The following is a 16,604-nucleotide window of genomic DNA, read 5'->3' on the forward strand; positions in this document are numbered from 1 at the left end:
TTGTTGTTTTTTTATTTTTTGTTTTCACAGATAAATGTCGGATTTTAAAAAAACCAGTCGGACGTTACCAAAGTTCGTTTTGGGATAAGCTTCCCTGAACTATCTGCGGAACCCAAGTTGAACCTTCGGATTCTAAGCTGACAGCGCAGGCTTTTTTAAATTTGAATTTTCCATGAACGAAAGAACTGTAAGGTTTTTTCAAAGATAAAGAGTACGACCATTGGTGCTGCAGCGCCTGCTTTTCGCTAAATCCCGGAACGGGGCTATACGTGGGTGCAATGTCCACATAATCCGCAACAACTGCCAGTTCCGACGCTTTACCTTGAACAGAAACTTCACGTGTCGCGAATAAAATGCTTTCGAGGGGTAAAGAGGTTTGAATGTTCGCTTTGGTTTTGGCATGGGATGTTTTAAGTAGCTGGTCGCCTTCGCGAATCAGCTGCCGCTGCTTAGCATCCAACTCTGAACGGGCTATCTCAAGTTTTGATATTTTAGCCAACGAAGTTGCGATTACAGGATAGTTTTGCACCTTAATGGCGGCGGCCAATCTTTCCTGGGCTGTGACTAAATCACGCTTCAGTTTTCGTGCTTTGGAATTCAGTTTTAATAGTGAGGTCAGGATTTTTCCCACGGCTCGCTGTCCTTCTAGGCCGCCCTTGCGACATTCATGTTTGACGCTAAGGTCTTTGTTAATAAAACCACTGATAGCAAACACCACGAAAAAGCCTGCAAGTAAGATGGGTAAAAAAGCGGTCATTAAAGCTAAGGCAAAACCTTTTTGATTTTGTACCATCATAGTTTTTTGGTGGTTTCTTTTTTTAGATAAAATTCTGGTGATAGCTTGTTAAACACTTCGGAAACCCCACTATCACCTGCATGAAATTTAATTTTTATTTCCGCTGAAAAACTGTCGGCGCGATCCTTAAGGTCGATAGTCAGTTTTGATTGATCTAACAGCACGGCCTTGATTCTTTTTTTTAATTGGCCTTCGCAATGTTTTATGGAAAAGCCATCAGCACAAATCAATGCTTCCCGCAGCTGGTAATCGCTATAGGAATAGATAAGACCCCGATAAAGCAGAAGCCCTAAAGCGAAAGCTGTCGCCAAAAGGATCGGGAGGCATAAAACAGCTTCAAGGGCCCCTTGGCCTTGTCGTGACAGTTTCATTATTATTTGGATTTTGATTTTTCCGGATTTACGGAACCTTCGAAAAAATCGCTGAAGTCTTTTTTCTTATATAATGTCTCTGTAACTTCATGATGTTGTTTCTTTGTACCGGAACCTGTCAATGCCTGGGCCACATTGGCGAACTGAACATTGATGTTTCCGCCTACGACTTTGATTACGCCGATAGCGCCTACAGCAACAATGGCTACGATAATTAAGTATTCAACTAAGCCTTGGCCCTTTTTATTTATTAATAATGTTTTTGCTTTCACTCTAATCTCCTCCGGTCAACTCTCTGGCGCTGCCAGATTAGGTTCACAGGGACAAAGCAAAGTTGAAGGCGAGGCGGTGATTAATTAAAAAGAACTAACCGTCCGAAGGACGATAAAACAGCCGAAATAAAAAAAGCCCGAATATTCGGGCTTTTTCAAAAATGAAGCTAATGGATTATGGGACACTTATTTCTTTTTAGCTTTAAGATCTTTTTTCGCAGCAGCTGCTTTTTCTTCTTTAGCGGCAGCAGCAGCTTCTTTTTTAGCGCCGGCTTTTTTAGCCTTACGCTGGATGATAATTCTATCAAGAATTTCGTAAGCTTCTTTTTGTAGGTCGTTTTCGAAGATGAAGCGGTAAAAACCTTCGATCTCTGGGCTTTGGCGGAATTTTTTTAGCGACGTAGGAAGGCTGTCAGATTGTACGAAGTCAATTGAGCTACCATCTTTGGAGAGTTTTACTTTTTCAGCCATTCTTGCCCCTTAAAAATCTCAAGATTAAATCAACAGATTTTCTAATGTTTTAAAGGGTTTGTATACCGGCGAGGCCTTGTTAATCAAGCAAAAAAGGCTTTGGGCATCTGTGCAAAAGCAGCGCTTTAGGCTTCTGTCAGGATTGTGCCAAGGTTTATTAAACCATTGAATTTCCTAATCAAATAGCTCAAATTTAAACCTCTAGGTCGGAGGTGCTTTTATGTTGGTTCTGAATGGAAAAGAAGTCGCCAAAGAAGTTCGTTCTTCCCTTGCTCCTCGAGTGACTCGCTTTATGAAAGAATTCGGAAGAGCCCCTCACTTAGCTGTCGTTCTGGTTGGGGATGATGGCGCCAGCCATGTTTATGTGAAAAATAAAAAAATCGCCTGTGAATCCATTGGAATGTCTTCAACCATTCATAACATGCCGACTAGCACAACCCAGCAAGAGCTTGATGATAAAATTCAAGAGCTGAATCAAGATCCTGCGGTGGATGGAATTCTGGTTCAGTTTCCACTGCCGAAGCACCTTAACTCAGATGAAGTTTTGCGCCAAATCGCCCCAGGCAAAGATGCCGACAGTTTAACTTACGAATCCATGGGCCTTTTCTTTGCCGGTCGTGCGGATGTGAAACCGTGTACCCCGGAAGGTGTGATGACCATGCTTCGTCATTATGGCATCGCAGTGGAAGGTAAACGTGCGGTGGTGGTTGGACGTAGCAATATCGTCGGAAAACCTATGGCGCAGCTTCTCACTGATGCAAACGCCACTGTGACTGTTTGTCATTCCCGCACAAAGAACCTTTCTGAATTTACTCGCCAAGCCGATCTTGTGGTTGTTGCAGCCGGTAAGGCTCGTATGTTAGGTAAAGAGGACTTTAAAAAAGACGCTATCGTTATCGACGTCGGAATCCACAGGGACGGACCTGGTGGGAAACTGTGTGGAGACGTGCGTTTTGAGGAACTTACCCAATGGGCCCAGGCCGCAACACCTGTTCCTGGCGGGGTCGGTCCTATGACTATTGCGACCTTATTGCAGAATACCTGCTTGCTTGCAGAAAAAAGGGCAGGTTTGCGCTAAGGCTTCCAATCCGCTTGGAGAAGCTTAAGTATGGCAAAACAAATCCTGTTCCTTTCTACTTTGTTGATGACCTCTGTGGCATCAGCAATGACCCTTCAATATCTCGGTGAGACGTTTTTAAAAACTGGAATGCAGTTCAAAAGCACCAATGTCGGTGGATTATCAGCCATCGTTTGGACCGACAATACTTTGTATTCACTTTCTGATGATAAAGGCAAAGCAGGGGAGCCGCGCTTTTACGAATTTGATCTGACGATCGATAAAAAAACCGTCGGCATCACGCCACGGGCAGTTCACTTCATCACGGGAATTCCTGACCAGGCTGGAAAGAAGCAAGGACTTGATCCAGAAGGTTTTGTGAAACTTCCTGGTGGCGACATCTTAATTTCTTCAGAGGGTAATAACGATTCTAAACCGCGTGAGATGCCACGTATTTTCCGTGCGGGCCCGAGTGGAGCGTGGAAATCTGATCTGCCTCTTGCTGATAAATATTTACCTGAAGCCACTGGCCAACAGAAAAAGGGGATTCAAGGTAACGCTGCTTTTGAAAGCTTAACGTCTTTTGACGGTGGACGAATTGTTTTTGCCACTACCGAAAGCGCGTTACAGCAAGATGTGATCGCGGATCATGAAGCTGAAGGCGATTGGATTCGTATTATTAAATATGAAAATAAAAATCAGGCTGGTTACCAGGCGGTGGCAGAATACCCTTACCGTATCGAAGCCTTCAGAGATGCCCAAACCGGGAAAGAACTTTTCCGTGGGGTTTCAGAGATTTTAGCTATCAGTGAAACGAAGCTTTTAGTCCTAGAGCGTGGGGTCCGAATCTTTTCTAAGACCGTTTGGTCTAATACTGTGGCTATTTACCTGGTAGATCTTGCAAAAGCCTCTGATGTGAGCGGCCTTCAGAAGCTAGCTGATGGAAAATTTACGGGAGCCACTAAAACCAAATTGCTTGATTTCGAATTAGACCTTACTAAAGAACGCCCTGGTAAAGCTGTACAAAATTTTGAAGCTTTGGCCTGGGGGCCTGTTCTTGCTGACGGACGTAAAAGTTTGTTAGTGATGGCAGACAATAATTTTTCGAAAAAAGAAATCACAGAGCTTTTAGTTTTTGCTGTTGAAGGTGAGTAAGTAGATGACGACCGTTTGGAGACTCCGCACTGGAGCTGATAAAAGAATTCGCAGTGGCCATCCGTGGGTGTTTTCAAATGAGCTTGCGGAAAGTCCAAAGGGTCTTCCACCGGGATCAGCGGTTGAGCTTCAAGATGCAAAAGGTGCATTCTTAGCAAGAGGTTACGGCAATCCCCATTCTTTGATTGCCTTCCGTGCACTTAGTTTTAATAGCCAAGATGAAGAGCCTACCAGTTTAGATTTCCTGCAAAACAAAGTTTTGAATTCTTGGAAAGTTCGCAAGGCGGCTGGATTTCGTGGTAGCTTCCGTTTGGCTTTCGGAGAGTCTGATTATATTCCTGGTTTAGTTTTAGACTACTACGTTGTTGAACAAAAAGGGCAGAAGGCGCAAGTCTTTGCCGCTCAATTGGTAACTGCGGGTATGAATGAAGCTTTAAAAAATGTTGAAGAATTCTTTAAGGGCTTAGTTGAAAAAGCAAAGGCTCAAGGTCTTTCAGAATTTGGTTGGGATAAATCCGCTGTCGTAGTTCGTAACGACGTTAACATCCGCAAACTTGAAGGTCTAAACGTTGAAGAGCCAAAAGTTATTAAAGATCTTTCTGACTTTGATTTAACCGATGTCGAAATTCTTTTAAATGCAGCAACTGATTCTGGCTTAGTCCACATGAGCTGTGATCTAAAGGAAGGTCAGAAGACTGGATTTTTTCTAGATCAAACCCACAATATTCATTTAGCTGTAGAGCTTTATAAAAACTGGGCAATGACTCAAGAAAAACGTAAATTACGTGTTTTAGACCTGTGTTGCTATGTTGGTCACTGGTCAACGCAAATTACGCGCGCTTTAAAGGCTGCGGGCTTTGAAGTGGAAGTGTCTTTGGTGGACGTTTCTAAATCAGCCTTGGCTTTTGCTAAGAAAAATGCGGAACGCGAAGGGGCTGAAGTGATCGTTCATGAAATGGACGTATCAACAGGCCTTGGCGAACTGCCAAGTACTCACTATGACATCGTGATCGCCGATCCTCCGGCATTTATTAAATCTAAAAAAGACATTCCTATTGGTAAGCACGCTTACCTTAAAATGAACACGCAAGCCTTCAGAGTGGTTAAAAAGAACGGCTTTGTCGCTTCTTGCTCTTGTTCTGGTTTGCTTGAAGAAGAAGAATTCCGTGATGCTATCAGAAAAGCTTCGTTAAGAAACTTTTCTGAAGTGCGCAGTGTACTTCGTGGTGGGCATGCGGCCGATCATCCGACCTTAATGCAATTCCCGGAAGGTTTTTACCTTAAGATGTACGTTCACTACGTAATCTAGATTACTTTTTGTCCGTGAGCCCAAAATTTCGCAGATTCCGTCAGTCCTGAAAGGACTGAATGGAAGTGGGCTTGGGTTTGCAGCTTTTCGCCGCCGAATCTTTGTTCGAATTCTTTTTGGATAAATGGTACTTTCGCAGTACCGCCAGTCAGACAAACTAAATCTACCTGTTCTGGGGAAACGCCCGCTGCACTTAAGCAGGTATCAAGCGAAGCAAAGATCTTTTCTTTGGTTTGCGCCGCAAGTTCTTTAAATTGAAAGCTTGAAAACGATTCACTGATTTCTAATCCTGGATAATCAAACTCAAACTTCGCCTTTTCTTCGCTTGAAAGGTGACGTTTCGTTTTTTCGATGTTTTCAAAAAACGGAAAGATCTGTTGATCTTCAATTAAGATAAATAATCTTTCAACAGCCTCCGCATCTTTCGCGGCTAACGAGCACTTTTTAACTTCGCGAATGAACTCGTAGGTTTCTTTTTCTTTTAAGTGTACGATGTGTGCTGGGTGATTCAAACGCTGCGTGATCGCTGGGGGCATAGTTAGAACATTGCTTCCCATCGGCAGGCGATAGCGAGACTTAGCGCCAAAATATTCATTTAATTTGCTGCTCATAAAAACACTATCAAGGGCATCACCCGCTAATGGGCAACCATCAATAGCTAAGACGTCTTCTTTATTAAAATTTTCTGGGCGCAGTTTGATCAGAGTAAAATCCGAAGTACCACCACCGAAATCGCCGATAAGAACGATTTTTTCTGAAGTGATTTGGCGGCGATAATCAAACGCGGCAGCTAAAGGCTCTGGGACAAATTGAACTTCTTTAAAGCCGGCAAAGGTTGCTGCCTTTTGCATACGGTGAAGGGCGAAACCATCAGCCACTGGATCCATCGAATATCTGGCTGGACGGCCAACCACGGCGTTTTCAACGGGTACACCTAAGGTTTTTTCAGCGCGCTTTTTAAGTTCTAAAAGAAAAACGCCAATCAGCGTTTCTAAAGTAAGAATGCGATTGTCTAGCACTGTTCCCAGATAATTCTTATTAGGCAAGTGGGACTTGAACGATCGAAAAAGTCGGCCTTCCATATCTTGCTCGATATATTCCTGAATCGCCTGGCTGCCGTAGTAACAAAGATCAGGGTTAGGAAAATATAAAAGAGTTCGCATCATCGTCGGATCGGTGGCGCTGGGGTCAATGCTTAAAGCTTCGTAACGCTTTCCTTGGTGGAAAGCGCCTACTAACGAGTTACTTGTGCCGAAATCGATGGATAGGAAGGTGTCTTGATTCATCTGAAAAAGATAACAGATTTCAAGGGTTTCCACAAATCATGGAAGTCACTAAAGGCGGGGCTTCTGACTAAAAATCTGACAGTCGTTTCTTCTTTTCATCGGGTCGGTGATTTTAGCCTGTTCCGTAATGAGCTTTGGTATTATTTGCCCCATTAACTAGAGGTGTTTATGTCGGGACTTACTACCATTTCTCTCCGCTTGGTACTTTTGGGTGCTTTGACTGTGACGGTGGCTTGCGGTGATATGCAAGGACGTATTAATACTGAAATCGAGTCTAATGATTTGGCTAGCTCAAACGCTATTCGCACGGTCGAGATGGTGACCGAAGAGGACGCTGATGAGCTAGATGAGCTTATCAATAATTTACTTTACAAAGAAGCTGTTGCTTCAGTCGTAGATTTCCACGCAGAGACCACACAAAAAAATAAAGAAGAAAAAGAACAAGCTGCCGCTAAACCTGAACCAAAACAGGAACCCAAAGTAGAAACTCCTAAAGCCGCTGAACCAAAGAAAGAAGAAGTTAAGCCGGTAGTAAAAGAAGAACCTAAAAAAGAAGAACCTAAAAAAGAAGAGCCAAAAAAAGAACAACCAAAGACTATTCCTGCTCCGCAAGTAAAACCGACAGAGGGTGCTGGTTCTGTGGGTGGCGTTGCTTCGACTGTGCAAAAAACTCCGCCTAAGGAAGATTTCGAAGGCCCAGGTAAGTTAAAACCGACTATTTATTATTTCGTGGTGATCAACGAAGATAAAGCATCAAAGTGCGACGATAGAATGGGCTTGCACGGTCAGGGTGGTAAGAAGCTTTTAACTGTTTGCAAAAGAACCCATAAAGCTTGTGCTCTTCAAGGTTCGTGCGGTGTTATTCAAAATGGCAGAATGCACTACTTTAACATCATTGGCCGCTTTCAAAACCAAGAACGCTTTTTTGAAATCGAAAAGGGTGGCTGCCGTTATGGTTATGGCGTGAATAGTTCGTGCCTTGATCCTTTTTATACTTTGGCAGCGGACTTAACGATTTATAAACCAGGTGAAGTGATCTTTATTCCTTCAGTAGTAGGTTTGGAACTTCCGGATGGTTCTAAGCACAGTGGATATTTTATTATCCGCGATAAGGGTCGTGGCATCATTGGGCGTGGCCGTTTTGACTTCTATTCGGGTGAATATCACTGGAATGATAAGAAGAATAATTCTTTAGCGAAAATTGGTTTTGCGGATGTAACTACCAACGTGCCGTACTACAGAGTGAAAGGCGAAACAGCGAAAGCTGTTTTAGCTAGCCGTGATTTCCCGCGTTTGCCTGTAAATGCTGTCGGATCTGATAAATAAAAAAACTCCGGGAGGTCCCGGAGTTTAAATCTTAGTTTTGAACTTGTTGAACAGTCGCCGTCGGAGCGGCTGTTTGATTTTGGGCAGCAGCTACTTGCTGCATCTGAGCCACCACCATGTGCGCTTGTTGCGCTTGCTGGTGATAATAATTCAACTTAGTGACATACTCTTTTAAAGCGGCGTTTTCTTGTTTAAGAACACCCAGCTGAGTTAAAGCCTGTTGCAGATGGCTATAATAGTCTTGAGCTTCCAAGGCCTTCTTATCCAAAGCCAGCTTCATTTCAACAATCTTAGTTTCAGCTACAGACATTAGGTTCTTAAGAACATCATGCTGCTGGTGAGCGGAAGATTCCACTTCGCTAAATGACGTAGAGATCTTTTCAATTTCTTCGTTTAACGAAGAAATAGTACCGTCGCGGACCACGATTGTTTCTTGAAGTTCTTCTACGGTTTGGATCAACTCTTGCTTTTCAGTTTTAAGCGTCATGATTTGTGCTTCAAACTGCTCGCGTTGTTCTTCCCACAATTGCTGTTCTTTGTTGAAAGCAGATTTTGCTTTCATCAGCTCCATGGCAGTTTCATCTTTCAAAGCCTGATTCAATTCAAGATCGCGAGAAAGAACTTTGTTTTTTTCAAACAAAGCTTGGCTGTATTTCTTTTCTTCGCTTTGAATTTGCATCGCGCGGGCTTTAAGACCTTGAATCTCTAGTTGCAGTTGCAAGCTAAGTTCTAACGACTTTGCCAGATCAGCGCTGAGTTTTGTGTTATTTGCACGTTCCGCTGAAAGCAAATCAGATAGCTGTTTTAACTGAGCATCCAAAGTTTCAGGACCGTAAGATACGTTTTCAAGGCTTTTGATTTTTTCCCTTAAAACTTCTTGGGAACCTTGAAGTTCTGAATGGAACTTCTTCATCTGAACTTGCATCTGTTCATACTTTGGTTGGGCCGGTACTTGGCCATCCTCAGCATGTGTGCTTAGTTCATTCAGTTTATTACAAATTTCATCAAAAAGTTTTTCGTGATCCTGAACTTGGTTCGTCATAGAATCCATTGTGAACATAGACTGAAGTAGAGTCATCGAAATAAATTGACAAGAGTCGAGGCTCTAGCTTTAGGTCCAGTGATTATCTTCATTCGGGAGACTAGCATGGTATTAAACAAAGCCGTTCGTTTTTTAATGTCTGTTGTATTGATCATTACAACGACCCAGACAGCTTTTGCGCAAGAGTCTGGACTTTTGTTGAGCGACATTAAACCACCTCAGCAAGCTGCTGAATACATCTTTAGATCCTCACAAAAAGAATCGCTGATTGCGGTCCAACTTTTGGGCGCTGTTAATAAACCTGGGATCTACTATGTTCCTGCGAACACAGATTTGCTAAAGTTAATTACCTTAGCGGGCGGGACAACCAATGGGGGAGACCTTTCCGAGGTTTTGGTGCGTAAACTAGAACCAAAAAGTTGGAGCGAAATTAAGTCCAAAGCGGTGAGCGAATATCAAGGGGCTTTTGAAGTGGATGCTGAAAAACTGATCAAATTTGGCGGCGCCCGCAGTTTAAAACTGCAACAGGATGATTTTATCTATGTCCCACCCAAAACTCCGTGGGTTAGTAACGAGGCGGCTCGCGGTATTACTATTGTTTCTGTCGTTTTGGGTATTGCTTTAACAGCCATCCTTATCGATAAAAATACGGACAATAAGTAATGGTTAGGGCTAACGACGGACGCATTTTATTTCTAATAAAAGCTCTGGTAGCCCTGCTATTTATTTCTAAAATTTCTTTAGGCAGTATTCTGCCAATTCCTCGCAGCTTTTCTTATTTTATTTTTCAGCAGGGTCTTCATCCGTTCATGAATGTGCTGCTGTGCTTTTTGTTCGGTATGCCGCTGGTTTTTTTGTGGCTTCGAGTTCGAGGGCGGCATCACTTAAGTGGTTTTTATAAGCTCTTTATATTAGTGATGATGTCGACTTTGTTCGTACAAACATTTTTGCAGACTCAGTACGTGAATTCTGGCGAATCCATGATCATGCAGTTGGGGGCTTTGTTTTCGTCGCTGTTCATGATTGGTATTTATGGACTGATCATTCCAAGTCTTTGGGACGCTGAGGACTTCCTAAAGTTTGTACAGCGCTGGTCAGGAATTTTAGTTCTGATTTCATTGATTTTGTTTGTCGTGGCAGGCGGCCAAGTTTTTAAAGGCGGTCGCTTCGTAGGTATCTTTAAGCATATTCCACATATGGTGACTTGTGCGACGGTGGCTTTTGTTTTTTCTCTTGGTACTTTTTTGCAGGCACAGGAAGCGAAACATAAGATTTGGAACTTGGTGATATTGTTTGCTAGCTTCCTTGCCATAATTTTAACGGGAACTCGTTCATCAGCCGCAGCCGCTGTCATGGCCTTTGTGGTGACAATGATTCTGCATAAGACCCAAACAAATCAGGGGCGCATATTCAAGTTTGCTTTTATCTCTTTTGCGATCACTTTTACCACGTTCTTTGGCGCGCAAGCTTATGACTTCGCAAGAGGAGTAGCGACAGGGCAATCCGCCTTAGGCGGCCGTGAAGCACAGGATGGTATCGCTTCCCGATGGGAGGAAGTCGAACGCGGAAGCCAAATCTTTTTGCAGGAACCTTGGTTAGGTCATGGCCTGTTATCAAAGTTTGCTGCCGGTAACGATGTGGATGTTTCAAATTACAATGCAATGAAAGATCCCCATAATATCTTTATTTCCGCAGGTGTTGTTGGCGGCTGGCCATTGTTAGTGATCAGCGTGATTGGTGTGATCTTTATGTTGATTGGCGCTTTGAAGGCCGTGAAGTCCCACGACATTTCTAAACGCCAAATAGCAGTTTATCTTTTAGCGCATTTACCAATTCTTTTGATCTATCACATCCATCTTTCCATTGGTGGTATGGCGGATCGTCTTTATTGGTTGGTTATCGGCTTTGTAGCGGCATCAACAACTCGAACTGGGAAGTCATGAAGGGTGTTGGATACGGTTTTGCAGAACTCGGCATTAACTGTATAGAGATCTTCGTTAGGATTCATCTTTTAGTTTTTTATACGGATTATGTGGGTCTGGATTCATCTTTGGCAGGCTTAGCCTTGGGCTTGGCTATTTTTTGGGATGCTATTTTAGATCCCATCGTCGGCTATTTTTCAGACTGGTTCAGGGCAAAAAAAGCAGAGAGGTTTTCGTTCCTTCCATTTGGTTTTTTGTTTTTGGCATTTTGCATATGGGCCATCTTAAATCCTCCGGAATTAAAAACACCCGCAGCTCAATTCGTTTATCTATTAGTGTTTGCTTTGTTATTGAATTCTGCCTACACAACCTTAAGTGTTCCTTATTCCGCTTTGGTTGGTGATCTTTCCCATGATTCTAAAGAACGCTCGCACTTAATTGGATGGCGTTTGGCTTTTGGCAATTTGGGGGCCATCTTTGGAATCGCTATTCCCAGTTATTTTCTGATTCGCAAACAAATCAATCCCTATGGCTCAACAGCTTGGGTGATAATGGCGTTGTTGGCCTTGGGAACCTTTATTTCTTGGCAGACAGCGAAGAAATACAATCGGCCACCGACGGATAAAACTTCTGCGCGCAGGTTTTCCTTGGTTGCTCCGCTAAAGAACAAAGTATTTCTGCCGCTAGTCGCCGCTTACTTCATCGCTAACATGGGGCTTACTTTCAATTCTTCACTGGCACTTTATTTTTATCGGTTGCGGTTAAAGTTTGATGAAGAACAAATTCAAACGGTGTTGCTTACTTTTCTGGTGGTGTTCACCGTTTCAATTCCTTTTTGGATCTACGCTGCTCGCTTTATTTCAAAGATTCATGCGTTGATGATCGGGGCGGGGATGATGGGACTTTCTGCCGCTTTAATTTACCCGTTCTTACCTCCGCGGGAACTGACGTGGACGGTGTTATTCGCTTCGGTATTAGGTGGTGCGCTCGTGGGCTCTGTCGTGCTATTGGAGTCCTTGCTGACTGATATCGTGAAAGAAGAAGAGCAGCGTACTGGTAAGGATGAATTGGGTCTTTATTTTGGCGTATGGAAGATGATCGGCAAGATCTCTAGAGGTCTTGCCTTGGCTGTTACAGGGCAAATTTTAACGTGGTCCCGTGTTGATGATCTGTTGACTGCTAATTTACGTCTGAACTTAGCTTTTGGTCCCTTAGTTGGCTGCTTTTTTATTGTTTCGGTTTTGATCCTCAAGAAGCTGTCAAATGCCCGCACAACTCTGAAGTAATTTCAAAGTCTTAATCCTCATTACAGATTAAACACAGGCCAAGCCCTTCTTTCAGTGGCACAACGAATGCTTGCAGGGGAAAATGACTTGGAAGGTGGAAATATGAGTGATCAGCATATTGAACCTGAATTAACAGTGGGTGAAATCATTAAGCTATACCTATCCCACTGGCGCATGTTTGCCTTTTTTACTGCAGGCTTATTTGCGATCAGCGTTCTTATATACGTATTAAAAGTTCCCTTTGTTGCATCGTCGACTATTGTCATCAACGATTCACAGAACTCGTCTATGCAGGCGTTTTCTAACCAATTCTTTGGTCTTTCCAAATCCGTCCAAGAATCTAAAAAGGGTAGCAGCCTTCTTTCAAAACACATTGAGTATTTGAAAACACGGGAGTTTTACGAAACTTTATTAACGCGTATTCAAGAACGTGGCAGCAGTCCACTTTTAACGATGGAAGAACGTAAGGGCTACGATGTTCTTCGCACCACCTACTTTAAAAACTTAGAAAAGCCTGAAAACAAAATCGCGTTATTGCAGCGCCTGGATTCATGGACTCGCATCCAACTGGATTCTGACTTCGAAATTCAAATCGATGCAGTAACTCCGATTAAGGCCGTATCTTTATTCCTATCTAATACGATTTCTGAATTGGCAGCTCAGACCTTAAAAGCCCGCGAGTTGGGCGAGATCGCAAAAGTTGAAAACTTCATGGCGAAGCAAAAAGCTGATGCGGATGAAAAGCTTGCGACTTTCAGTAAACAACTTGCTGAGCTACAAAACAAAGATGAAAACTTATTGCCGCTTTCTTCAAAAGAAAAAATGGGCGACTACGTAACGGAACTTTTAGTTCGCGCCAACGAAATCAAACTTAAGATCTCTGAAAATAAAAAAATGATCGAGTATCTTGAACGTGGTCGTACTGGGCAAAGAGAAAGTGCGCTTTATGGTGTCGGCGGAAAAATCGAAGCGCTTAAAATCGAAAACAATCTTTTGCTGGGAAAATTGGGTCAGGTTCAAGGTTCTATTGATCGTTTGAAAAAAGAAGTGAAGGCTTTGCCGTTTGCCGCACAAATGGTGGAAGACCTTAAAAAGAAATCCGAACTTGAATTCGCTCGTTATAAAGAGCTGACTACGAACCTAGCTAAACTTGAAGCACAAAAGATCTCTATCGATACTCGTTTTGAAGTTTTAGAAAGAGCCCGCTGGGAAAATACGTTGCCGCAAATTGGTTTGCTTAGCCTAGGACTTCTGTCGTTGCTGTTTAGCCAGGTGATTGGTTCTTTGATCATCTATTTTAAATACCTTTGGAATCCGCATGTGGTTACGGCACAAACATCGCGCAACTTGGTTATCTTTGATAATCATTCTGTCGATCCGCGAGTTATCATTGAAAACTCTAAAATCAAATTCAGCTTAAAAAAACCTGAAGGTAAAAAAGAGGGTGAGCCTGGCGAAGAACAAGATAAAATCGCCTGGAATGTGCTGAATGTAGGTCAGGGTACAGATATCTCGCAATAGGAAGTTTTTTATGAAAACGCAGATTTTAAACAGCTTAGTCATTCTTGTCGCGGGTTCACTGGTAGCCTGTGGAAATCAGGTCAGTCAAAGTGTCAATAAAGCTATCGTCGATAATCAAAATGCAAAGACCAGTCTTGAGTGGGATCAATCTGAGGCAAATCCAGAAATTCTGTTCCCGCAATGGCAAGAGCAGTTTATGCGCGACTCTTCTAAGCGCGAAGAACTTAAAAAAGATGTATGTACAGCTTTGGATGAGATTGAAACTCGGGAGCTGACTCTTTTCGAAAATGAAATTCGCAAAGAACAAAACCGCGCTCTTCTTGCTGATTGCAAAACGGATCTTCTTGCTAAGATTGAAGCGTACTACGATGTAGAACGCAGTGGATTGGTGGCCGCGACGAATGCTATAATGCCAAAAGCTTCGACTAACAATTTTAAATTCGCTGATAACGTGCAAAAGCGCGATACTACAAATGGCTATAGAGCGAAGACAGGTGATATCGGCCGTAAAGAAGTCATTCTGACTTTTGATGATGGGCCAAGCAACCTTTATACAGAATCCATTTTACAAGCCCTTAAAGAAGTTAATGCGAAAGCGATCTTCTTTCACCAAGGTAAAAACGTACGCATGAATCCTGCGATTGTTAGAAAAGTAGCGGCTGATGGTCACTCTGTTGGTAGCCATTCTGTTTCGCATTCTTGCTTGGGACCAAGTGCAGCTTGTAAGCGCTTTAACGGTCGTAATTTGAGTTATGATGAAGCCGTCGCAGAAATCCGCGGCGGTCATCAGGCCATTTATGACACCCTTGGATGGGTTGATCCTTTCTTTCGTTTTCCATTCGACGAGAAAAGCCCAGAACTTAGATATTTCTTAAAAACTCAATCTACGGGCGAGTTTATGTGGAATGTTGATAGTGAGGACTGGAAAGCCACGTCACTGCAAACTGTACTGGATAATACTTTAAGACAGATTGAAGCTTTGGGAACAGGCCTAGTGCTTTTCCACGACGTGCAAAGAAAAACGGCAGAGATTATGCCGCAATTCCTTCGCGAGCTTTACATTCGTGGTTACAGTGTTGTATTACTTCAACCCGCTGACCTTAATGTCAGATACAACAGCAAACTGGTAAGAAAGCCGACTCCGTAGGTCTGCACTCCGATTTTGTCGGGGTAGGTATTAAATGAAACGCCCTGATATTGATCGTCCTTCGACTTGGAAACCCTATAAAAACAATATGTGCAATGGCTGCTTTGGCGGCTGTTGCACGATGCCGGTAGAAATCAGACTTTCTGATCTGATTCGTCTTGGTGTTACAGACGAAGACGAAGCTGCTGGTTCCATCAAAAAGTTAGCAAAACGACTGATCAAGGAAGGCATCTTAACTTCCTATCGCGCGGGCACTGAATTTTTCATGCTTTCCCAAAAAGCCAACCGCGATTGTTATTATCTCGACTCGAAAACACGTCTTTGCACGGTCTATGAAAAGCGCCCGGATACTTGTCGTCAATTCCCTTCTATAGGACCTCGCCCGGGATTCTGTCCTGGGACCTCTGCTTCTTCCGTCTTAAAATGAGACTGTAGAAGCTCTGTACAGCCAAGGACGCAATAACGGCCCTGTCTCAGTCTGAGCTGTGCTAGGAGCCTTATATCGCATTAGAAGTGGCATAAGCGCTGCTCTTACTAACTGTAAGAACAGGAGGCTATTATGGGCTTCGATGATAACAAATTAGAAACTGCGATTATCGGCTTTTCCATCGTCTTGGTGGCAGGCCTAGGGTTTCTTTTAAAAACCCCTGTTCAATCTGCACTAGGGTACCAAAATGTATCTTACGAAATGCCACGCCCTAAAGCGTCCTTCTTAGCCTCATTATTTGATCTAGGTGATCGTGAAATTGAACGAAAATACGTAAATCCATTTGATAAGAAAAAGGCCGATGCGAAAAAAGCAGCGGTGGACCCTAAGGCTGCAAAAACTAACGTAGCTAAAGCGCCAGCGCCAGCACCAAAACAAGCTGATAAAAAAGCGGATGAAAGGCAGAAAAATGTGGATGTTCAAGTCGTTGGTTCTGATCCATCGGTGGATCTTGGCGACTTTGATAAGATGGCCGACAATTCACAAGTTCCAGGTAATTATAGCGACGTGGGAGCTGCGAATAAAAAGAACAATATTCCCGCAGAAGAAGCTAAAACCGGTCTGACTGCAGATCAATGGAGAGCCTTGCTGCAAGCGCAACCAACAAAAGAAAATGTGACCAAGCTTGTTGCTGCATTTTCAAATAAGGAAATCGATGATCAAACGTTCTATATGATTTCCTCTGAACTTTTGCGCAACAACCAAGCTGAAGTGCAGAAGTTAGGTCTTGCTGCAGTTCAATCGTTTTATTCAGTGAAAAGCTTTGCTTTAGTTTCACAAAGCTACAACCAACTGACGCCAGAACTTCAATCCCAGGCGCATAATTATCTTCTGACTTATGCAGTTAGCAGCCGCATGGGCATTTTAATGGCGGCTTTGCAAAGCCGTGATGTGGTGGTGGTGACTTCAGCTACTCAGATCGTGATGGAAGGTCATCAAAAAGCGAAAGAAGGTGTTTTGACTTCGGCGGATCCGCGCAACCAGCGTGGTGACGTGACGACAAATTCGATTTCAGGTTATGCGAAATTCCTTCCCGTATTTCAACAACTTGCGCAATATCCTGATTCGTCGATCTCGGGTTTAGCAAACTCTGCTCTTAGCCAAATTCAGGGAGCTGTAGCTGCTCTTTAAGATGGACAGCTTCCGGTTTTGTCAG

The 16,604-nt window shown here is 43.2% G+C and carries 17 protein-coding genes; 11 read left to right on the top strand and 6 right to left on the bottom strand.

Annotated elements, in window-relative coordinates; all coding sequences use genetic code 11:
* Nucleotides 1–64: 64 nt before the first annotated feature.
* The 4 genes from MNR06_RS14770 to MNR06_RS14785 all read right to left on the bottom strand — a co-directional run bounded on the left by MNR06_RS14770 (nucleotide 65) and on the right by MNR06_RS14785 (nucleotide 1,910).
* Entirely contained in the window at nucleotides 65–796 is a 732-nt protein-coding gene (locus MNR06_RS14770; protein WP_243537170.1) for a hypothetical protein, read from the bottom strand.
* A complete protein-coding gene (locus tag MNR06_RS14775; protein WP_243537172.1) occupies nucleotides 793–1,167 on the bottom strand; it encodes a hypothetical protein in 375 nt (124 codons plus the stop codon). The genes MNR06_RS14770 and MNR06_RS14775 overlap by 4 nt, the downstream gene beginning before the upstream one ends.
* A gap of 2 nt (nucleotides 1,168–1,169) precedes the next feature.
* A complete protein-coding gene (locus MNR06_RS14780; RefSeq protein WP_243537174.1) occupies nucleotides 1,170–1,439 on the bottom strand; it encodes a Flp family type IVb pilin in 270 nt (89 codons plus the stop codon).
* A 186-nt stretch (nucleotides 1,440–1,625) separates the two neighbouring features.
* On the bottom strand, nucleotides 1,626–1,910 hold the full coding sequence (locus tag MNR06_RS14785; protein ID WP_243537175.1) for a hypothetical protein: 285 nt from the start codon (nucleotides 1,908–1,910) through the stop codon (nucleotides 1,626–1,628).
* A 220-nt stretch (nucleotides 1,911–2,130) separates the two neighbouring features.
* Between MNR06_RS14785 and folD the strand changes: the two genes are divergently transcribed.
* Genes folD through MNR06_RS14800 form a run of 3 tightly spaced genes read left to right on the top strand, consistent with a single transcriptional unit; the run spans nucleotide 2,131 to nucleotide 5,431 of the window.
* On the top strand, nucleotides 2,131–2,988 hold the full coding sequence (gene folD, locus MNR06_RS14790; RefSeq protein ID WP_243537177.1) for a bifunctional methylenetetrahydrofolate dehydrogenase/methenyltetrahydrofolate cyclohydrolase FolD: 858 nt from the start codon (nucleotides 2,131–2,133) through the stop codon (nucleotides 2,986–2,988).
* A 30-nt stretch (nucleotides 2,989–3,018) separates the two neighbouring features.
* The gene (locus tag MNR06_RS14795) at nucleotides 3,019–4,122 is read left to right on the top strand and encodes an esterase-like activity of phytase family protein (RefSeq protein ID WP_243537179.1); all 1,104 of its coding nucleotides are present in this window, start codon (nucleotides 3,019–3,021) and stop codon (nucleotides 4,120–4,122) included.
* A gap of 4 nt (nucleotides 4,123–4,126) precedes the next feature.
* Complete coding sequence (locus tag MNR06_RS14800; RefSeq protein WP_243537180.1) at nucleotides 4,127–5,431, top strand: class I SAM-dependent rRNA methyltransferase; 1,305 nt, start codon at nucleotides 4,127–4,129, stop codon at nucleotides 5,429–5,431.
* Here the strand turns inward: MNR06_RS14800 and MNR06_RS14805 are convergent.
* Nucleotides 5,428–6,750: an Hsp70 family protein gene (locus tag MNR06_RS14805; protein ID WP_243537182.1), complete on the bottom strand. Its 1,323-nt coding sequence runs from the start codon at nucleotides 6,748–6,750 to the stop codon at nucleotides 5,428–5,430. The genes MNR06_RS14800 and MNR06_RS14805 overlap by 4 nt on opposite strands.
* Before the next feature lie 135 nt (nucleotides 6,751–6,885).
* On the opposite strand from MNR06_RS14805, the gene MNR06_RS14810 reads away from it, so the two are divergent.
* Nucleotides 6,886–8,043 (top strand): RlpA-like double-psi beta-barrel domain-containing protein, encoded by a 1,158-nt coding sequence (locus tag MNR06_RS14810; RefSeq protein ID WP_243537184.1) that lies wholly within the window; start codon nucleotides 6,886–6,888, stop codon nucleotides 8,041–8,043.
* Between the two features lie 31 nt (nucleotides 8,044–8,074).
* On the opposite strand, the gene MNR06_RS14815 is transcribed toward MNR06_RS14810, so the two are convergent.
* Complete coding sequence (locus MNR06_RS14815) at nucleotides 8,075–9,085, bottom strand: coiled-coil domain-containing protein (RefSeq protein WP_243537185.1); 1,011 nt, start codon at nucleotides 9,083–9,085, stop codon at nucleotides 8,075–8,077.
* Between the two features lie 105 nt (nucleotides 9,086–9,190).
* On the opposite strand from MNR06_RS14815, the gene MNR06_RS14820 reads away from it, so the two are divergent.
* The 7 genes from MNR06_RS14820 (at nucleotide 9,191) to MNR06_RS14850 (ending at nucleotide 16,579) form a co-directional block, all read left to right on the top strand.
* A complete protein-coding gene (locus MNR06_RS14820) occupies nucleotides 9,191–9,748 on the top strand; it encodes an SLBB domain-containing protein (RefSeq protein WP_243537187.1) in 558 nt (185 codons plus the stop codon).
* A complete protein-coding gene (locus tag MNR06_RS14825) occupies nucleotides 9,748–11,028 on the top strand; it encodes an O-antigen ligase family protein (protein ID WP_243537188.1) in 1,281 nt (426 codons plus the stop codon). Before MNR06_RS14820 ends, MNR06_RS14825 begins: the two co-directional genes overlap by 1 nt.
* Nucleotides 11,025–12,293 (top strand): MFS transporter, encoded by a 1,269-nt coding sequence (locus tag MNR06_RS14830; protein ID WP_243537189.1) that lies wholly within the window; start codon nucleotides 11,025–11,027, stop codon nucleotides 12,291–12,293. The genes MNR06_RS14825 and MNR06_RS14830 overlap by 4 nt, the downstream gene beginning before the upstream one ends.
* A 102-nt stretch (nucleotides 12,294–12,395) precedes the next feature.
* Nucleotides 12,396–13,814, top strand: a complete 1,419-nt coding sequence (locus MNR06_RS14835; protein ID WP_243537190.1) for a GumC domain-containing protein — start codon at nucleotides 12,396–12,398, stop codon at nucleotides 13,812–13,814.
* A gap of 10 nt (nucleotides 13,815–13,824) precedes the next feature.
* Nucleotides 13,825–14,961, top strand: a complete 1,137-nt coding sequence (locus tag MNR06_RS14840) for a polysaccharide deacetylase family protein (RefSeq protein WP_243537191.1) — start codon at nucleotides 13,825–13,827, stop codon at nucleotides 14,959–14,961.
* Between the two features lie 34 nt (nucleotides 14,962–14,995).
* Nucleotides 14,996–15,388 carry a YkgJ family cysteine cluster protein gene (locus MNR06_RS14845; protein WP_243537192.1) on the top strand — a complete coding sequence of 131 codons (393 nt, stop codon included), beginning with the start codon at nucleotides 14,996–14,998 and terminating at the stop codon, nucleotides 15,386–15,388.
* Nucleotides 15,389–15,520: 132 nt separating this feature from the next.
* Entirely contained in the window at nucleotides 15,521–16,579 is a 1,059-nt protein-coding gene (locus tag MNR06_RS14850) for a hypothetical protein (RefSeq protein ID WP_243537193.1), read from the top strand.
* Nucleotides 16,580–16,604 lie beyond the last annotated feature (25 nt).

Origin of the sequence: Bdellovibrio reynosensis (genome assembly GCF_022814725.1) — a bacterium.
GTDB classification, from domain to species: Bacteria; Bdellovibrionota; Bdellovibrionia; order Bdellovibrionales; family Bdellovibrionaceae; genus Bdellovibrio; species Bdellovibrio reynosensis.